The 16199-nt window shown below is 45.9% G+C and carries 19 protein-coding genes; 7 read left to right on the top strand and 12 right to left on the bottom strand.

The window, feature by feature from the left end; all coding sequences use genetic code 11:
* Positions 1-278 precede the first annotated feature (278 nt).
* The 4 genes from QUB12_RS13075 (at position 279) to hetR (ending at position 4994) form a co-directional block, all read left to right on the top strand.
* Entirely contained in the window at positions 279-2081 is a 1803-nt protein-coding gene (locus tag QUB12_RS13075) for an FAD-dependent oxidoreductase (protein WP_333307071.1), read from the top strand.
* Positions 2082-2178: 97 nt separating this feature from the next.
* The gene (patX, locus tag QUB12_RS13070) at positions 2179-2406 is read left to right on the top strand and encodes a heterocyst-inhibiting protein PatX (protein WP_333142683.1); all 228 of its coding nucleotides are present in this window, start codon (positions 2179-2181) and stop codon (positions 2404-2406) included.
* Positions 2407-3011: 605 nt separating this feature from the next.
* The gene (locus QUB12_RS13065; RefSeq protein WP_333142682.1) at positions 3012-3236 is read left to right on the top strand and encodes a hypothetical protein; all 225 of its coding nucleotides are present in this window, start codon (positions 3012-3014) and stop codon (positions 3234-3236) included.
* An 852-nt stretch (positions 3237-4088) separates the two neighbouring features.
* Positions 4089-4994 (top strand): heterocyst differentiation master regulator HetR, encoded by a 906-nt coding sequence (gene hetR, locus QUB12_RS13060; protein WP_333034952.1) that lies wholly within the window; start codon positions 4089-4091, stop codon positions 4992-4994.
* A 400-nt stretch (positions 4995-5394) separates the two neighbouring features.
* Here the strand turns inward: hetR and QUB12_RS13055 are convergent, their stop codons facing one another.
* On the bottom strand, positions 5395-6261 hold the full coding sequence (locus QUB12_RS13055) for a DUF92 domain-containing protein (RefSeq protein WP_333307067.1): 867 nt from the start codon (positions 6259-6261) through the stop codon (positions 5395-5397).
* A gap of 11 nt (positions 6262-6272) precedes the next feature.
* On the opposite strand from QUB12_RS13055, the gene QUB12_RS13050 reads away from it, so the two are divergent.
* Positions 6273-6704 (top strand): VOC family protein, encoded by a 432-nt coding sequence (locus QUB12_RS13050; protein ID WP_333307065.1) that lies wholly within the window; start codon positions 6273-6275, stop codon positions 6702-6704.
* 116 nt (positions 6705-6820) lie between these two features.
* Here QUB12_RS13050 and QUB12_RS13045 read toward each other — a convergent pair whose 3' ends face one another.
* The 3 genes from QUB12_RS13045 to QUB12_RS13035 all read right to left on the bottom strand — a co-directional run bounded on the left by QUB12_RS13045 (position 6821) and on the right by QUB12_RS13035 (position 8467).
* On the bottom strand, positions 6821-7093 hold the full coding sequence (locus QUB12_RS13045) for a hypothetical protein (RefSeq protein ID WP_333044472.1): 273 nt from the start codon (positions 7091-7093) through the stop codon (positions 6821-6823).
* A 142-nt stretch (positions 7094-7235) separates the two neighbouring features.
* Positions 7236-7847 carry an alpha/beta fold hydrolase gene (locus QUB12_RS13040; protein WP_333307063.1) on the bottom strand — a complete coding sequence of 204 codons (612 nt, stop codon included), beginning with the start codon at positions 7845-7847 and terminating at the stop codon, positions 7236-7238.
* A 2-nt stretch (positions 7848-7849) separates the two neighbouring features.
* Positions 7850-8467 (bottom strand): alpha/beta fold hydrolase, encoded by a 618-nt coding sequence (locus QUB12_RS13035; RefSeq protein ID WP_333307061.1) that lies wholly within the window; start codon positions 8465-8467, stop codon positions 7850-7852.
* Positions 8468-8785: 318 nt separating this feature from the next.
* On the opposite strand from QUB12_RS13035, the gene QUB12_RS13030 reads away from it, so the two are divergent.
* Positions 8786-9247 carry a hypothetical protein gene (locus QUB12_RS13030; protein WP_333147887.1) on the top strand — a complete coding sequence of 154 codons (462 nt, stop codon included), beginning with the start codon at positions 8786-8788 and terminating at the stop codon, positions 9245-9247.
* A gap of 105 nt (positions 9248-9352) precedes the next feature.
* Here the strand turns inward: QUB12_RS13030 and QUB12_RS13025 are convergent, their stop codons facing one another.
* A complete protein-coding gene (locus QUB12_RS13025) occupies positions 9353-10510 on the bottom strand; it encodes a tetratricopeptide repeat protein (protein ID WP_333147885.1) in 1158 nt (385 codons plus the stop codon).
* Here QUB12_RS13025 and QUB12_RS13020 point away from each other — a divergent pair.
* Positions 10500-10823: a YgiT-type zinc finger protein gene (locus QUB12_RS13020; protein ID WP_333147883.1), complete on the top strand. Its 324-nt coding sequence runs from the start codon at positions 10500-10502 to the stop codon at positions 10821-10823. The two genes, QUB12_RS13025 and QUB12_RS13020, sit on opposite strands and share 11 nt — an antisense overlap.
* 18 nt (positions 10824-10841) lie before the next feature.
* Here QUB12_RS13020 and QUB12_RS13015 read toward each other — a convergent pair whose 3' ends face one another.
* The 7 genes from QUB12_RS13015 to sir all read right to left on the bottom strand — a co-directional run bounded on the left by QUB12_RS13015 (position 10842) and on the right by sir (position 15845).
* Entirely contained in the window at positions 10842-11015 is a 174-nt protein-coding gene (locus tag QUB12_RS13015) for a hypothetical protein (RefSeq protein ID WP_333147881.1), read from the bottom strand.
* A 116-nt stretch (positions 11016-11131) separates the two neighbouring features.
* Positions 11132-11596: a hypothetical protein gene (locus QUB12_RS13010; protein WP_333147879.1), complete on the bottom strand. Its 465-nt coding sequence runs from the start codon at positions 11594-11596 to the stop codon at positions 11132-11134.
* Between the two features lie 65 nt (positions 11597-11661).
* Positions 11662-12090 carry a lysozyme inhibitor LprI family protein gene (locus QUB12_RS13005; RefSeq protein WP_333147877.1) on the bottom strand — a complete coding sequence of 143 codons (429 nt, stop codon included), beginning with the start codon at positions 12088-12090 and terminating at the stop codon, positions 11662-11664.
* A 187-nt stretch (positions 12091-12277) separates the two neighbouring features.
* Complete coding sequence (locus QUB12_RS13000; RefSeq protein ID WP_333147875.1) at positions 12278-12544, bottom strand: type II toxin-antitoxin system PemK/MazF family toxin; 267 nt, start codon at positions 12542-12544, stop codon at positions 12278-12280.
* Positions 12534-12764, bottom strand: a complete 231-nt coding sequence (locus tag QUB12_RS12995) for a hypothetical protein (RefSeq protein ID WP_333147873.1) — start codon at positions 12762-12764, stop codon at positions 12534-12536. Before QUB12_RS12995 ends, QUB12_RS13000 begins: the two co-directional genes overlap by 11 nt.
* Positions 12765-12844: 80 nt before the next feature.
* Entirely contained in the window at positions 12845-13618 is a 774-nt protein-coding gene (locus QUB12_RS12990; protein WP_333147871.1) for a 16S rRNA (uracil(1498)-N(3))-methyltransferase, read from the bottom strand.
* 238 nt (positions 13619-13856) lie between these two features.
* Positions 13857-15845: a sulfite reductase, ferredoxin dependent gene (sir, locus tag QUB12_RS12985; RefSeq protein ID WP_333147868.1), complete on the bottom strand. Its 1989-nt coding sequence runs from the start codon at positions 15843-15845 to the stop codon at positions 13857-13859.
* Positions 15846-16199: the final 354 nt, after the last annotated feature.

Genomic DNA, 16199 nt, shown 5'->3' with positions numbered 1-16199 from the left:
ATGAGAAATCAAAATTTGCCATCGCTCCTGCGGTCATTTAGTAACAAAATTGTGCACTCGCTGCATAATTCCCGATTGATTATTTGTCAAGTCTTTAGACAGTAAAATTCAATTCGCGATCGCCCACGCCGAACATCTATCTGCAGGGTACGCACGGAACACCTTAGCTTACATTATGCCAAAATGACAAACGCCGAACATCTATCTACAGGGTTAACGGCACGGCTCACCTGACTGAGCCTTTCGCCATCAACCTAAAATCTCAAATGGTATTGCCTATGTCTTCCGTTTTGAAAGCAGATGTTTTGGTAGTCGGTGGCGGCACCGGCGGCACCGCTGCTGCTGTGCAAGCAGCCCGCCGAGGTGCCAAAACTATTTTAGTAAGCGAATTCCCCTGGCTGGGAGGAATGCTGACTTCGGCTGGCGTTTCGGCCCCCGATGGCAATGAATTAGCAGCTTTTCAAACTGGTTTGTGGGGCGCGTTTTTGCGGGAACTCCAGCAGCGACAGCCGGGAGGTTTGGATTGGGGCTGGGTAAGTTTTTTTACTTACGATCCCCGCATCGGTGCTGAAATTTTCGCTGATTGGGTTAAATGTTTGCCGAACTTACAGTGGATTTGTGGACAAAAAGCTCACGATGTGCTATGGGGAGAATCTCGCATTTCTGGCGTTCGGTTTGCAGATTTTACGGTTTCGGCCAAAATCACTTTGGATGCAACGGAATTGGGAGATTTGCTGGCTTTAGCGGATGTTGGGCACCGCTGGGGTTGGGAATTCCAAGCCGAGTGGGGAGAACCCAGCGCGCCGGCTGCCTCTAATGCTCTCACAGAGCGTTATTCGGTGCAAGCTCCGACTTGGGTGGCAATTATGCAGGATTTTGGCTTAGGTGCGGTGGCGCCAGAAATTCCCGCGCCACCTGTAGACAATCTCGATCGATTTATCGGTGCTTGGGACGGTTACACTCCCGAACAATTTCTCAATTACGGCAGGCTGCCAGGGGGATTGTTGATGATTAATTGGCCGATTCGAGGTAATGATTATGGTGAAGGAGTCGATCGACTCATTAAATCAGAAACATCTCGACAAGAATTCCTGCAAGAAAGTCGGTGGCACAGTCAAAGTTTCGCCCGTTTCATTCAAACGCAACTCGGCCCCCGCTACGGCCTTGCACAGAATATTTTCCCGATTTCAACGATCGACAATCAACAAAATTCTTCCCTTCTTTCTTCCTTTGCCTTACATCCTTACTACCGAGAAAGTCGGCGCTTGCGAGGGATAAGTACAGTCACAGAACAAGATATTTTGCCGATTGTCGGTGGCAGAGTCGCGAAGTTGCCGATAAATTCTGAGGGCATTTGTGAAACAATTGCGATCGGCAACTACGCCAATGATCACCACTACACCAGTGGCGACATTCCCTTGCAGCCAAAATCGATCCGCTGGGGCGGCCGCTGGACGGGAACTCCGTTTACCATTCCTTACAGCGCGCTAATTCCTGCCAGTACAGACGGTTTGCTAGTCTGCGAAAAAAATATTTCCGTCTCTCACATCGCCAACGGTGCAACTCGCTTGCAACCGACGGTAATGAATATTGGACAGGCGGCGGGGATGGCGGCGGCTTTGTGCGCGGAATCTGGATGTCAGCCGCGGGAGTTGCCGGTGAGAGTTTTGCAAGAAGCTTTGCTGCAAGATTCCGAGGCGAGTGCGGCGGTTATTCCTTTATTTAATTTGACACGGGATCGATCGGACTGGCTCGACTGGCAACGCTATTATCTCGATCGACCCCAAGCATATCCCGCCAGCGGCGAATGTCAGGAGTCAGTAGAGAAACAAAGCAGTCAAACAGCAAATACCCACAGCCAATTTTCGGGCATTTTCCGTCGCCTCGGCGAACAAGACTGGACACTAACGCTGACAAGCCCTGCATCCTTAGCCGGTCAAACTTGGCAACTTGTGACTTTGGACTCGGAAACCGACAGATTTTTACACAATTGCGAAACCGAAAAGCCTCTGACTGTATGGGGTAGGCTGAATGCGGCAGGTGCTTGGCTGCTGGCGGGCTCAGTAGAATTGAAGAGGTAGGGTTTTTTGCAGAGATCCGAAAATTCACAGAAATTTATCCTGATCGATCGGGGAGAGTCCGTATCAGTTAATAGACAATGACACGGATACTAACCCCATGCAAACTTACACACCAATTGCTTTACAGAGTCTTTTGGGCGTTACTTTGAGCGCCACTGTCGTTCGAGCCTTTGAATCCCTCGTCGGACTGCTGGAAGTTGCCACCGCTTCATACATTTTATCCGCCCAAACCGAACAAAGGGGCGATCGTTCTCCTGAAAGAGGCAGCGGACGCCGAGAGTTCAGTGAACCTAATCTTTACACTCATCAACTACAAGCATTTTAATGACATTGGACGAAAGCGATTTCCGTTATTGAGTTAGTTTCTGCCGCCCGTGTCGAGCGCTCAATCTGATTTCCTGGGAGGCTAGTTTTTCAGGTTTCCAAGGCCACTGCATTTCTTGTTTACAGTCATTAGGCTCTTCTTTTATGTGAGTGATGATAGCATATAAACCTTAAACCGCCATCTATCGAGAGATTGAATTTCGTATTTGGCGGTTTTGTATATTATTGCAACTTTCGGGGTAGTGCAATTAGGATTTTTTTTTTATTACTGAACCCAGAGATTTTATTTATTCCATTTTACATCGACTTCTGACAGCTCTCATAGATCAGATGCTACGCATCTAAAGTGTCTGTTGCTTCGGGAGGGGTAGAGGGTGAGAAAGGGAGAGGGAAAGATAATTTTCCGCTTTTTATACAAGGATTTTAGGAGACAATTTAAATGCGAGATAGCTTAACTTAAGCCTGATTCCTTCTTCCTTTTTCCTTCTGATTCTTCCTTCTGATTCCTGATTCCTGATTCTATAGTTTGATAATTTCAGGGAAATTAATCCTGATCAGCCTGGGTAATGTCGTATCTCTAAATAGATACTGATACAAATACTACCCATGAAAACCTACACAGCAATTGCTTTACTGAGCCTGTTGGGCATTACCTTGAGTGCCAGCGCCGCTCAAGCTTTTGAATCTCCACTCCCCATTGTCGAAACTGCCACCGCCCAATATATGTTGTCAGTCCAAACTCAACAAAGCGGCAACCGCCCTGCTGAGAGGGGCAGACGCAGAAATTTTACTGAGCCTACAGTTTACACTCATCCGCTACAAGATTTCTAATGACACTGGACGCAAGTGATGACCACAACTGAGTTGCTTCGGGCCGTTCATTCGATCGCGCGATCGGATTTTCTAAAATTCTAGTGTTTCAGGTTAAGCGACAATTGCACTTTTTGTGGACAGTTCTGAGGAGATTCTTTTTTGTTTGAAAAATGTTAGCATATAAACGGGAAACCGCCATCTACCTAGAGATAGATTCTAGTCTGTGGCGGTTTTGTATTGAAAAGGCTTCAATTACACAGTAACTAACCACAGGCCTCTGATCATCTGGGTTTTTCAAACGATATCTCTCGCGCTCCACCCTTATTTTGGGGTTGTACAATTTGAGGAGGATTCTTGTGGGGTGTCCCGCCTGCTGTGAAAATACAGCGGACGGGCTACGAGATCCCATCCCACAAAACCATCAAAATCTTCCCGCAATTATGCAACAGCCTTATTTTAGTCGATCGAACCGGGTTTGGGCATCCATGACTATTCAAGAATTAGGGGATCGGAGTCGCCTGAAATTCTTGGCATCGCAACAGTTATTTACCTTCTCCCCCCCACAGGTAGGGTTTAATTTTCAACCGCTGCACTATAATTAACTTGCGATAACTAACTTATATATAGGTAAACTGTCAGCGCAGAGGGTGCAGCAATCTACTTAAATTGGCCACCAATAAGAACCACTTATGCGGTGTGGATAGCCTTTAAGCCCATGCCCCTGTTACCTCAGGGAAATTAACTAACCTGAATATTAGGGTAGCTGGCAAGCTTTCCGGCGACAGTCGGCTATGCTTGATTCGGCGCTCTCGCAATAATTTAATGGAGGATGACAAAATGCCTCCTAATTTGGCTATTTCGGGGATAGTGATGAAAAATGACTCTTTAGATCTGGTCAAAAGCCTCAGCCCTAGTGCAATGGATCAGATCATGCTATATCTGGCGTTTAGCGCCATGAGAACCAGTGGGCACAGGCACGGGGCGTTTCTAGACGCGGCCGCAACGGCGGCTAAGTGTGCCATTTATATGACTTATATGGAGCAGGACAACAACCTGCGGATGACCGGACATTTGCATCACATTGAGCCTAAACGGGTGAAGGTGATAGTTGAAGAAGTCCGGGAAGCTCTGACTCAGGGAAAATTGCTGAAAATGTTGGGTTCGCAAGAACCTAGATATTTGATTCAGTTTCCTTATGTCTGGCTGGAACAGTATGGTTGGATGCCGGGACGCCCTCGTATTCCGGGAAACAATTTGACTGTTGATGAAAAAAAATATCTCGAAGGCAAGATTCCTCCGAATCCGCCAGACGCTCAACTGATCAATTCTTTTCAGTTTATGGAGTTGATCGAGTTTCTGCACAGGCGATCGCAAGAAGATATGTCTCCAGAAAGGCGAATGCCTTTGAGCGAAGCTCTAGCAGAACACATTAAGCGGCGCTTGATCTATTCTGGGACAGTAACTCGCATTGATTCTCCTTGGGGAATGCCGTTTTATGCCCTCACCCGCGCTACTTACTCTCCCGCAGAGCAGGAAGAGCGGACATTTACTATGGTTGAGGATACGGCTAGATATTTCCGGCTGATGAAGGATTGGGCGGAAAAACAACCGAAGGTGATGCGAATTATGGAGACTTTGGATATTCCGCCGGAACGGCTCGACCAAGCTCTTGAGGAATTAGATGAAATTATTCGCAATTGGGCCGATCGCTATCACAAGCGGGGCGAACCGACGATGATTTTACAAATGGTTTTTGGGCCGCAAGACGACGCTTAGTTGGATTAACTATTAATCATTAGTCAGGAGTTGATTGCTTGAGACTAATGACTAATGATTAATAGCTAATAGCCCTGGACGGCGCAACCGGCTTTTTTTCCCAAAATACTGCGTTATATCATGTCCGATCGAGTGACGGCGATTAAAAGGGCGGGTTTTTGAGATTGTCAATTATTGGCAGATATTTTTCGTGAACCCGCCCCTACCGTATTAAGCTGTCACGCATTTAAATTGCATATTCAGGGCGGGCGAGACGCCCACCCCACAAGACGCTTGATTATTTTTTGACATTCAATTTAAATGCACAACAGCTTAGGGGTAATCGACCGGACATAATATTAATCGTTTGAATTATCGTAAAAAACCAGGTTGATTGGGTCGCGAATGCGTCCAGGATTAACTAAGTTAAAAAAGCTCTCCATGTCGCAGCTAAAATAATCGCTGCGATCGCTCCTATGAGTGTATTGAAAAAATTTACTACCTCGTTGGTCAGCCACTCAAACTTTGATTGCACCGTCGCCCCAATCACACTCTCGATGTTCGTGGCAATAAAAGCTGCAATAATACAAAAAACAATTCCTGTCAAGTCAATTAAACCGACGGCCCAACTCAAAAGCGCGATTAGAATTGAGCCGACAATACCCGCGATCGTTCCTTCCAAACTTACGGCCCCTTCCGTACCCCTAGGTACAGGCTGCAAGCTAGTAATCAAAAAAGTCCGCTTTCCGTAAGCTTTGCCGATTTCGCTGGCGCAGGTATCGGAAAGTTTGGTGCAAAAACTCGCCGCGTAACCCAGCAATAACAGAGAAATAGCATCTTGTGGCACAGGCATCTTGCCTGTCTCTCCTAAAACAGCCATCTTTGCTGTCTCTCCTAAAACAGACATTTTGCCTGTCTCTGCTAAAATAGATAATGCCAAAACTCCCAGAGCACAAAAAGTAGCGGTTAAAGCCGAACCCCAGACATTTTCGGGGCCTCTGGCGCCTGAACGCTTTTCGGCTATGCCTTCTGCTTCTTTTTGGGCTTTGCCGATGCGGGTAACTCCCGATCCGACAAGAAAGTAAAACATCACCACAGCATAGCCTTGCCATCCCAAACAGCCCCAGATGAGGATGCCCAATACCCAGCCGTGAAATTGGCCAGCGGGAGTGAGCAATTTTTTAGGAGCAATGGTGGCGATCGCGATTAAAACTGTATTTAGGGCGATCGCCACCAACCAAGGATTAGACCAAGATAAATAATTAAAGAACAATTCTGAATTCTGCATTTACTACCTCCATGAACCAAGTCTTATTTCATCTTGCCTTCCCCGTGACCGATATTGCCCAAACAAAAGCGTTCTATGTAGACGGGCTCGGCTGCGAACTAGGCCGCGAATCGCCTAATTCTGCGATTATGGGTTTGTGCGGTCATCAAATTGTCGCCCACGTCAGCCGCGAACCTTTGACGCCTCAGCGAGGCATCTATCCCCGGCATTTTGGGTTAATTTTTACTTCCGAAGCTGACTGGGAAGCGTTGCTAGAAAAAGCCCAGCACAACAAGTTAAATTTCTATCAAGAACCGAGACGGCGATTTGTCGGTTTGCCTACAGAGCACCGCACTTTCTTCTTAGAAGACCCTTTCCACAATATACTGGAGTTCAAGTATTACTGCGAAGCTGAAGCAATTTTTGGCCGCAGCGAATACGCTGAAGTTGGCGATGCTGTTTGATTTTTCGGAATGATTAAACCGCAGAGTACGCAGAGTACGCAGAGTTCGAGAAGAGAGAGCGATTATTCTGAGGCTAACGGATTTGATATTAGTTGTTTAATGGCGATCTGACATTTCTATACTGTAGGCTGAATCTGGCCCAAGAAAAGATTGCGGACAGTTCGATTGACAAAACTGAGGTAATCGTCGATTTCTTCGTAAAGATTCAGTTCTTGGTCTTCTTCGGGATTGAGTTGCAAATTTTGTTGTTTTTCCAACAGTTCTTCTATGCGATTTTTGACTGTTGTAGAGGCTCGGAAAATCGGTATTCCTTCCACTAATTCAATGCGAACTGCTCCTTCTATAGGCAGAGTGTCTCGCAGCTTTTCCAGTTTGGGCAGGACGATCATAATTGTTGATTTTATGGGTGTCAATTAAGATTATATCAATAAATTTTAAATCCGTTTAGCTAGACTCGAAAATACCGAAGACCGAACCCCTACTAAAAAAAAATCGGGGTTTTCAAAGCAGAGCGTTTTACTTTACAGCCAGCTATTTATGAATCTTTAAGGGTTCTGACAGTGCTTCAGCGACCGCTTTTAAACTGCTGGAATGCCTCGCCATCATGGCATGGGCGAAAACAGACAATTTTACTTCTTTTGCAGCAGATATTTGGGAACTAGAAGCGGGTACGATGATGAAATCCCAATCTGTCCAAATTGAAGTAAAATTGAGCTTTTCCAACAAGGCCGCATCTCGATTTAAATCTTCCAAAAAAGCACTGCCAGGACGCATTTGGATGCAGCCTTTTCCCCAGAGAGTGTAAGCCATCCAAGTACCGCTGTGAGGAGAAGATATGGCAATAAAGCGCTGCACTCGGTTAATGCCGCCTAACCTTTGCAGGTAGTAACGAGTTACTAAACCGCCCATGCTCAATCCTACTATATCTAGATGCTGTTCTGGCGCAAAGGTTTTGTCTATATAATCTGCTATTTGTTGGGCTAATTCGTCTATGCTGGCGTTGCCCCAATGGGGCGAGAGATTGAGGGTGTAGACTGACCATCCCAGTTGGGTCAGGTAGGCAGACATTTTGTGAAAAATTCCCGATTTTCTGAAGATTCCGTGAATTAGCAAGACTGGGTTTCGGCTAAAATTGCTATTCATTTTTAACTGGGAATTTTATTTTCAATAGGTGCTTTCAGTTCTTCAACTAATGCGTTAATACTTAGGGGCTCTGTCACCATTTGGCGGTGCAGCAAAACGTTGACTTTAACTTCTTTACCTACTGGCATTTGGGAGCTGTTCGCCGGTACAATCATTATGTCAAATGGCGTCCACATTGATGTAAAGTTTATGCGTTTGAGCATTGTCACATCTTGATTTAAATCGCGCAGCAAGCCACTATCGGGGCGCATATCCAGGTATCCTGGTAGGCGTAGGGAATAGGCGGTGAGGGTGCCGTGGTGGGGGGAAGAGAGAGTGATGAAACGCTGTACGCGGTTGATTCCTCCGAGTCGCTGGACGTAGTAGCGGCTGACGATGCCGCCCATGCTGTAGCCTACTATGTCTAAAGATTGTTCTGGCTCGAAGGTTTCAGAGATGTAGTCTGCCAGTTGCTTTGCCAGTAAGTCGAGGCCGAGGCTACCGTCGTTGGGGGTGAGGTTGAGGCTGTGGACTGACCATCCGAGTTCGGTGAGGCGGGCGCACATTTTGCTGAAAATCATCTTTGTGTCCCAGATGCCGTGTATCAGGATGACGGGATTGCGATCGAGCGAACTGTTCATTTGAAAAGAAAATTGCTTGCTGATTACAGCATAAATCACTCCCCTAGGGAGTTTTACCCCTACTAGGACAGCGAGCCAATCGGATCGAGGTACGATCGACCATTAGTGGGAATCCCTAACAAATTCTGAGATAGTTTGTAAATAAGTGCAAAGCAGTGCGAGTATTTATACCTAAAATTTGCTTTGATGAGCTAGCTTAGATATAGCCAAATGTAAATTTTGATGAATAAATGTAGACAAAGGTTGCCTTACCTCGTAATCTAACTTTGTTGACAAGCTTGTACAAATTTCTCTAAAAGAACAAAAGGAGTAAGTCTAATGTTTGGTTTTATCAAAAATTTCTTCGGCGGTATTTTCGGCTTTTTTGGCAGACTGTTGGGCTTGAAAAAGTCTGAATATTTCCTAGATTTGGGCGAATCGGGAGCGAAGGAACCAGCAAAAGTTGCGCCGGCGAAGGCTGAGCCTGCTGCGATCGCACCGACAAAAGTTGAGCCTGTTAAGTCTGAGAAGTCTGAGAAGTCCGAACCGGCTAAGAAGGCTAAGGTAGAGAAAAAGTCTAAGAAAGAAAACGAACCAGTCGCTAGCGCTCCTGCTAATAATTCGGAACCCGTGAAGGTACCGACTGCTGCAGCAACTAACGGCAAAGTGCCGAGTCAAGCTGAACCGAATCGGACTTTTGCTCCTAATAATTTAATGCCGACACCAAATGGAAGTCGTCGCACCCCCGGCCCTAGCATGAACAATTTCCGGGAAATGGCCCGTCAGGTGAAAATGAAGTAGGAATTTGGGAATTGATAATAGGGAATTGGGCATTGGATAACTCCCAATGCTGGCGTTAAAAATTAAAAAAATGGCATTACTCATTTTTAATTTTAACTCTTTGTTCTATTCCCTATTTTTTTCATTTCTGAGGAAGGCTAATCCGCTGTATAGCTGAAAAGCTGAGTCCCAAGGAGTTTCTGATTTGCGATCGACTTCTATATGAGATTCGATCTTTCTCAACATCTGCGTGTAATCGAGCACGGTCTCGGCAAAGGGCGTAAATTCTGACCAAACTGTAACGTCAAGCTGGCGATCGAATATTTCCAGTAAGTTATTCCAGTTAATTCTGGTTGTACTTTGAGGAATTTGTTGAGAGTTTGTGACTCTGGATGTTTTGTTTTTGGAGTTCGGTGAAGTGGGGATATCTGCAGAAGCTTTGGTGAAGTTAACTCCTTGTTGAAATTCGTAACTTTGGTCGCAAATTCGCAGAATGCAGTTTCTGCTGGGAATGTGTAAGTCACAGATTTGAGCGTAATCTTGCCGGATTTCTCTGTGGCGAAATTGATCCTTTCTTCGGTTGGGCGAGTAGTCCATGACTTCGATGAACATCGGCAACAAGCCTTCTACTCTTTGGGTAACTTCTGACCAGCTAAATTCGATCGCACCGAGTCGTGAGAGTTTATCTTTGCAAACAACGGCTGGGGAAGAGAGAGACTGGAAGTGCTGCACTCGGAAGATTTGGATTTTTTGAATATCGCTGAGGGTTGCCCAAAATACGGGAATGCCGGCGTTGAGGAGTTCTTGACCATAAATTCGCAGTTCGGCAATGGGGCCTGTTTTGTAGAGTCTCCAGCCGCGGCTTTGGATTTGCATCCGGGTTGTGTAGGCGTCGATTTTAAAGATTCTGCTGATATTTTGAATGGCGGCGGGTTTGTTTTCGGGACTCACGGGTTCGAGGATGAGGAGTCCGGGTTCGAGGTTGCTGGGGTCGTTTTTGGCGGTTTCTATGGCTTGTTGGCGGAGGTTTTGTTGTGCGGTTTCAATCCGTTGAATAGCTTGGCGGGTCTGGGAGACGATTTTGGGGTTGGTGATGTCGCGGAGTATTTGTTTGTAGGTTGTTTGGGCTTTTTCGAGATTGTTGGTGAGTTCGTAGTAGCGGGCAATATAGTATTGTACCCACGGATTTTCGGGGGATTCTTTTTGTAGTTGTTTGATGAGTTGGGCAGCTTGTTTGTATTCTTTACCCTCTAGGGCGACGGCTATTTGGTTGATGTCTGTCATGGCGATTGGGGGAATGGCGTTGTTTCTATCTTGGCTGATGTTTGGTTGGTTTCGCCACTGGTTAACAATTTTGGCTTTTATGTTAATTTATAGATATGATATCTGGAAAGAAACAATGGTGGAACAAAAGGTAACTTACACGCTTGAAATCAACGGTAAGTTTATTATTATTGAAAATGTTCCTGCTAGAGTGTGTGTGGAAACGGGAGATCATTTTTTTTCACCTGAAACTGTGGAAGAGTTGCAAAAGATGATTTTGGAAGAGAGAAAGCCTATTAGGGTGATTGAAACACCTGTTTTTGAGTTTGCTTAGCACTTGGTTTAAATTGAGTTAAAGCTGATTGGAATTAACGCTTAATGTGTAAGTGCCTTTGCTTGTGCGATCGCCTCCTTTAACAACTATTTTATAAGTGCCGTTACTAGGCAATTTAACGGTGAGTTGAGACTCTCGGAGATTCTGGGAGTTGCCTGTTTTTTCGGCAATATTTTTGCCGCTGGTGTCCAACAGTGCTATGTTGTGGTCGAATGCTCTGCTTTTGAGGTCGATCGTAATAGGTTGACCAGCCCGTCCTTGGAAGGCGTGTTCGCGGGATTCGCCTTCTTTTAAGGTTTCTCGGCGCTCTAGGAGGGAGAGAGAGAGGTGACTTTTGGGCGATCGACATTGCTCAAATCTAAGCGGTAATTTGTGGTTGTTGCACCAGGGCCATTTCCGTTTCTGACTGCGATGATAAAGGCTGTTTTGTTGTTGGGGTCTCGGACTATTTTGTCAATAAATTGGGATTGTATTTGTTTTGCTGTTAGAGGTTTAGGTTGGTTGAAGTTGGGTTTTGAGGTACAGAAAAGCACGCTTCCGTCTAGATAGCGGGCGGCGTATAACCAATAGTTTTGACCGTTAGTTGTAAATTCGTTTCTGCTAAAGATAGTGAATCTTTCAAGTTGCGCTAGTTGCTGGTTACGGTTACAATTTTTATCGATGTAGATTTCGTTAGCTGATGGCTGTCGTTGGGCGAAAACTGCTGGGACGATGGTGGTTACAATTGCTGAGATGAGGGCGAGGGTGAGGGGGAAGGGCGATCGGCTTTTCATAAATACTTGTTTCTCTTTATTGTTGTCAGGTATTGTACGCTGTACTTCCTATTCTATCTCTTTTTTTAATACTTTTCTAATTCCGCAGTGCGCTGTTTAGTCATGCGATCCAAACATTCATTGAGGAAACCTCGATAACCGGTACCGCCACGATTTTTATAAACTTCAAATTCACAGGTTTTATCTCTTAACTGAATCCACCCTAATTGTGCTTCGGAAAGTAGCGCTCGCTCTTCGCCACTCAATTGGGAAATCAGTTGTTTGTAAACCTCGTTCAGTCGTTTATCGGAGGCTTCGTAATTCAACCGAATACAAGCTCTGACTTGTGCATCCCCTTGGGGGCGATCGCAATTAATCTGTTGAGCAATGGGAAAGCTCGGAGATTGTGCAGAAACTGATGTTGTACCGAAAATTGCCAAAAGCGCGTGAAGCGAAGCTATCCCGTAGGGAATCGGCCAAAAGAGCGATCGACCTTTCCTCAACTCTATTTTCATGACTCGTCAACCCATTTATCTGATAATTCCTCTTAACACGAGACAGAGTTGATTTGATTAATTTAAGTATTTTTTTATATTTACTGAATAAAAACGCCTTTTTTTATCAGATTCCAAAAGTGTGCTTGAGTGCTGCATCTACTGCCACCATATCCGACACAATACCAATTTTGCGATCGATTTCAACTTATAGAAGCGTCACAAGATTGTCTGTCATAATTACCGAGTCAGCTAGCAATCCCGTTTGCTGCCCTTCCGGTGTTCCTAGGGAAACAAAAACCCGGCTTGGGTGTCCTGAACGGGCTAAGTTGCTAGTAATCATTGCCGTAATTGTTTGCCCTAAACCAGTCCCCAGATTATTAGCTTGAACTATCAAAGCTGGACGGCGTTTCGCAGTACGCAAATCCGAGCTGGGGAACAAAACCAAAACCACATCACCGCGACTATAAGGCATCGTAAGCATCCATCTCCGGTAGTTCCCAATCAGGAGCAAATCTACTCAACCGAACCCGTAAATCTGCTGCTTGTTCCTGGTTGATACCGCGAGATTGCAAGTTCACTAACCCTACTTTTGGCATAAAAGTAACAATAACTTGCGCTTCTTCTATGTCGGCAGGCATTTCCAATAACTCAATTTTGCCATTTCGGTATATCCCCTCTACTGACTGTAACATATTACTTCTCTGATAATTATCTATTTACATTTTAGCTGCGATCGCCAAACCCATCAAGTCTCCGATCAGCTTGGTGGATATTAGCACTTCTCAAAGGCCGCGCCAACTAAAGATAAAGCCACAATCGGAGCTGTCACCGCTCTTAAAATTCTACTCCCCAAAGAAACAGCTTCAAAACCCCATCCGATCGCCCTTTTCACCTCACCCTCAGTCCATCCACCCTCCGGGCCAATAGCTATGACAATCGATAATTCTCCCCCAGGGGGCGGGCACGGGGGCACCGCCCCTACAAAGGGGGGAGCGAAACTACCAATCAAACAATCCCACAAATGCCGATTGTCCCCGCGAGCCACACAAATAAATCGATATTTTTGACCGCAATCTTTCACAGCCACATCAAACGAAACCGGCTCTAAAATCGTCGGCACAAATTGACGTTCCGACTGTTCCGCCGCCTCCGCAGCAATTCTCCTCCACCGATCGACTTTCTGAGCACTTGGTTTGAGCAAAGTTCGATCGCTCGTTACCGGCACAATACTTGCCACACCCAACTCCGTCGCCTGCCTCACAACCTCGTCAAACCCGTTTCCCTTGGGCAATGCCGCCATCAAAGTCACTTCAACTGGTAGCTCCCTGTTCACAGCAATCTCCTCTGTTATCGAGGCAAATAACCCGGTTTCCTGGGCTTCTAGGACTGCTAACCACCAATGTCCTCGGCCGTCCATTGCAATAAATCGATCGCCCGCTTGCAAACGTAGCACTCGATTTAAATAATGCTGCTGTTCTCTAGTTAAGTCGATTTTGCGATCGCAAATTTGAGCGACAGTAATTGCTAATCTTTGTAATTGAGGCATTGAATTTGGGATTGTTCGTTTTCTATTAGAGATTTTTTTATTTAACCGCAGAGAACGCAGAGAACGCAGAGGAAGAGAGAATGAGAGGAGATAGGCAGGGGGGTTTCAACTCTTCAAAAAACAATAAAGGCAAAGCATCTACAACCGGAATTCTTTTACAAATTCACGTTTTTTCTGCAAATGCTCTGCCTTTATATTACTTTTGCCAGAAGTCTATTGAATAGAATCGAAAATCGGCTTATCCTTCCTCCTTAATCTTCTTTAAATAAGTGGAAATCGCTTCTGTAGCTAGCTGTGTAATCGGCTTGCCCTGACGGGCTGCTTCTTCTTTGAGCTCGTTGTAGATTTCATCGCGGACGCTAATCCGGCGGCGGACTTTGCCACCGCCAGCAGTGGCAGTCTCGTTTTCATCTTCGTTACTAGACGTAACTTTTAAATCATTAATCTCAGTTGTCATCGAGTCAGCAGATTGGTAGTTGGTTACAAATTGACGGATAGATTCTAACCCGACGCGATCGCAAAAATTGCCAAAACTCTCGCTCAGTTGCCGTTTTTGCTTGAAATAAACAAAAATCGGCTCCAGAAAAGCTTCAAAATCCTTGACGTGCAGCTTTTCCTCAATGGGTTTTGCCAGCCGCGTTTGATCGGGAGAACCGCCCAGCCAAATCTGGTAGGATTCCGGGGAACTCCCGACAAACCCCAATTCTGCCATATAAGGGCGGGCGCATCCATTTGGGCAACCAGTCATCCGCACCACCAAATGCTCGTCTGCCAAGCCCACTTTGGTTAAAAGTGCCCGAATCCGCTCTAAAATGCTCGGCATCACGCGCTCCGATTCGGTAATCGCCAGCCCGCAAGTCGGCATTGCTGGACAGGCCATCCCATAGCGCACTAAGGGGTCGATCGCAGTTTCCCGCTGAATGCCACATCGATCGAGTATTCCCTGAATTTCCTGTTTGATATCCGGCGAAATATCGTAAATCAGCACGTTTTGGTGCGGCGTCGCCAGTACCGGCAAGTTGTACTTCTGCACAATTTCCCGCAAAGCTGTTTTTAGCTGAAATGAACCTTCATCCTTGATCCGGCCATTGTCCACGGAAATGCCGACAAACAGTTTACCGTCTCCCTGGTCGTTCCAGCCCAAGAAATCAAAATACTTCCACTCAGGCAGGGGTTTAAACGCTTCTAGCGGCTTGCCAAAATATTCGGCTACTTTTTCGCGGAACCACTGTACACCTTTGTCGTTAATCAGGTACTTCAGCCGCGCGTGCCGTCTGTCTGTGCGATCGCCGTAATCTCTTTGGGTTGCTACAATTGCCTTGACCAAATCGTAAACATCATCCTTGGCTACATAGCAAATCTCATCAGCAACCCGCGCAAAAGTCTCTTCTTTGTTGTGAGTGCGGCCCAAACCGCCGCCAGCAAACACGTCAAAACCTTGCAATTCGCCAGCTTTATTGGTAATTACCACCAAGCTCAAATCCTGAGAGTACAAGTCAATTGAATTGTCTCCCGGCACGGTGACGGAACACTTGAACTTGCGCGGCATATAATGGCTGCCGTAAATCGGTTCTTCTTTGTCGTCAAATGTTGTGCCGTTGCGGTTGGACTGTCTGGCAGCTTTCACTGCGGGGTCTTCTTCCGCCGAAACAGCCTTTTCCCCATCCAACCAAATTTCATAATAAGCACCGGTTTGCGGTGTCAGTAAATCGGCGACATTGTTGGCGTATTGCAGCGCATACTGGTATTCTGGGCGATTTTTGTATGGTGCCGGAGGTGCCATGATGTTGCGGTTCAAGTCGCCGCAAGCTCCCAAGGTTGACCCCATATTTTTAATAATTGAGGAAAACACTGCTTTAAGATTTTTTTTCAACACGCCGTGCAGTTGGAAACCTTGGCGCGTTGTGACGCGGATCGTGTGGTTGCCGTATTCTTCAGATAGCTTGTCTAAGGCTAAGTATAATTGCGGCGGAGTGAACCCGCCGGGATTGCGGGTGCGGAGCATGAACTGATAGTCTTTTTCTTGTCCTTTAACTCGATTGTCGCGGTTGTCTTGCTGGTACGAGCCGTGAAATTTGAGAATCTGAATCCCTTCTTCGGTGAAGTGGGTTGTTTCTTGTAACAGTTCAGTCGCAACGGGTTCTCGTAAATAGTTGCTCCGTTCTTTGAGACCTTCTGATTTAGAGGGCTTGCGCGCAACTGGGGTTGAAGTGGAAGATGTGATCATGGGAATGTATAGTGCCAGTTATAATTAGATACAGCCGATCGAATATTTCTTGACAATTTGACACTTGACAAATTTGCACTTGACAAATCTCCTCAGAAATGCTGTGTCGGATCTGTTGACAACTCGGTTAACAACTAAGTTAACAAGTAAGTTAATAACGGTAATCCGCTAGGAATTCTGATGGTGCTTAATTGTAACACGATCGAGCCGGGCCTGAAAAATTGTAATTAAGAGCTAGTCCCTAGGTAGCGAATAAATAGACAAAATAGTACACTTGTAGACAAATATGCGGTGTACCATTTTGTTTAAGCTCGCGCGTTTTCGCAAAAAAGCTGGGATTGTCAGTAAAAACAC

Origin of the sequence: Microcoleus sp. B7-D4, from assembly GCF_036705125.1 — a bacterium.
In the GTDB taxonomy this organism is placed as follows: Bacteria; Cyanobacteriota; Cyanobacteriia; order Cyanobacteriales; family Microcoleaceae; genus Microcoleus.
The sequence above is the reverse complement of the archived record's forward strand: the minus strand, read 5'-3'. Positions and strand labels throughout refer to the sequence as shown.

Excerpts from the sequence above, each read along its gene's own strand:
- QUB12_RS13075 (WP_333307071.1), top strand. The coding sequence starts at position 279 with ATGTCTTCCGTTTTGAAAGCAGATGTTTTGGTAGTCGGTGGCGGCACC.
- patX (WP_333142683.1), top strand. The coding sequence starts at position 2,179 with ATGCAAACTTACACACCAATTGCTTTACAGAGTCTTTTGGGCGTTACT.
- QUB12_RS13065 (WP_333142682.1), top strand. The coding sequence starts at position 3,012 with ATGAAAACCTACACAGCAATTGCTTTACTGAGCCTGTTGGGCATTACC.
- hetR (WP_333034952.1), top strand. The coding sequence starts at position 4,089 with ATGAAAAATGACTCTTTAGATCTGGTCAAAAGCCTCAGCCCTAGTGCA.
- QUB12_RS13055 (WP_333307067.1), bottom strand. The coding sequence starts at position 6,261 with ATGCAGAATTCAGAATTGTTCTTTAATTATTTATCTTGGTCTAATCCT.
- QUB12_RS13050 (WP_333307065.1), top strand. The coding sequence starts at position 6,273 with ATGAACCAAGTCTTATTTCATCTTGCCTTCCCCGTGACCGATATTGCC.
- QUB12_RS13045 (WP_333044472.1), bottom strand. The coding sequence starts at position 7,093 with ATGATCGTCCTGCCCAAACTGGAAAAGCTGCGAGACACTCTGCCTATA.
- QUB12_RS13040 (WP_333307063.1), bottom strand. The coding sequence starts at position 7,847 with ATGAATAGCAATTTTAGCCGAAACCCAGTCTTGCTAATTCACGGAATC.
- QUB12_RS13035 (WP_333307061.1), bottom strand. The coding sequence starts at position 8,467 with ATGAACAGTTCGCTCGATCGCAATCCCGTCATCCTGATACACGGCATC.
- QUB12_RS13030 (WP_333147887.1), top strand. The coding sequence starts at position 8,786 with ATGTTTGGTTTTATCAAAAATTTCTTCGGCGGTATTTTCGGCTTTTTT.
- QUB12_RS13020 (WP_333147883.1), top strand. The coding sequence starts at position 10,500 with ATGTCTGTCATGGCGATTGGGGGAATGGCGTTGTTTCTATCTTGGCTG.
- QUB12_RS13025 (WP_333147885.1), bottom strand. The coding sequence starts at position 10,510 with ATGACAGACATCAACCAAATAGCCGTCGCCCTAGAGGGTAAAGAATAC.
- QUB12_RS13010 (WP_333147879.1), bottom strand. The coding sequence starts at position 11,596 with ATGAAAAGCCGATCGCCCTTCCCCCTCACCCTCGCCCTCATCTCAGCA.
- QUB12_RS13005 (WP_333147877.1), bottom strand. The coding sequence starts at position 12,090 with ATGAAAATAGAGTTGAGGAAAGGTCGATCGCTCTTTTGGCCGATTCCC.
- QUB12_RS13000 (WP_333147875.1), bottom strand. The coding sequence starts at position 12,544 with ATGCCTTATAGTCGCGGTGATGTGGTTTTGGTTTTGTTCCCCAGCTCG.
- QUB12_RS12995 (WP_333147873.1), bottom strand. The coding sequence starts at position 12,764 with ATGTTACAGTCAGTAGAGGGGATATACCGAAATGGCAAAATTGAGTTA.
- QUB12_RS12990 (WP_333147871.1), bottom strand. The coding sequence starts at position 13,618 with ATGCCTCAATTACAAAGATTAGCAATTACTGTCGCTCAAATTTGCGAT.
- sir (WP_333147868.1), bottom strand. The coding sequence starts at position 15,845 with ATGATCACATCTTCCACTTCAACCCCAGTTGCGCGCAAGCCCTCTAAA.